The organism is Streptomyces milbemycinicus, from assembly GCF_002154605.1.
GTDB classification, from domain to species: domain Bacteria; phylum Actinomycetota; class Actinomycetes; order Streptomycetales; family Streptomycetaceae; genus Streptomyces; species Streptomyces milbemycinicus.
Genome location: NZ_MUNE01001245.1, coordinates 1 through 541, shown reverse-complemented (window position 1 = coordinate 541; position 541 = coordinate 1). Strand labels below are relative to the sequence as shown.

Here is a 541-nt window from a genome sequence, read left to right as displayed (position 1 = left end):
AGATGGTTATAAGAGACAGGCACAGGGGGGCGGGGACGTGGGGTTCGGTGCCGACGCCGAGGACCAGGGCGCGGGCGTAGCTGCGGCCCATGTGGCGGGCCTCGCCGGTGGCGTCGAGTTCGGTGAAGTCGAGTTCGAAGAGGAGGTGGTCGTGGTTCCAGCGGACGGCGTCGATCTGGTGGCCGAAGTGGAGGCCGGGGAGGTGGCGGCTGACCCAGCGGCAGTAGGCGTCGTATTCGGCACGTTCGATGTGGAAGCGCTCGGCGATGTAGAAGGGGAAGAGCCGTTCGTGGGCCTTGAGGTAGTTCAGGAAGGTCCAGGGGCTGGTGGGGTTGGCGAGGGTGACGAGGTCGGCGAGGAAGGGGACCTGGACCTTGGCGCCGTCGATGAGGAGGCCGGGGTGCCAGTGGAAGGCGGGGCGCTGTTCGTAGAAGGCGGTGCGCAGGCAGGGGATGCCGTGGGCGAGGGCGGCCAGGGAGAGGTTGAACGGTCCGATGCCGATGCCGGCGAGGTCCAGGGGCTGTTCGGGTCCGGCGGGGGT

General features: G+C 68.8%; 1 protein-coding gene. It reads right to left on the bottom strand.

What is annotated here, in order from left to right; genetic code table 11:
* Positions 1–541 (bottom strand): SidA/IucD/PvdA family monooxygenase (locus CCN51_RS52395; protein ID WP_143676263.1); only part of this gene is annotated, 541 nt, incomplete at both ends.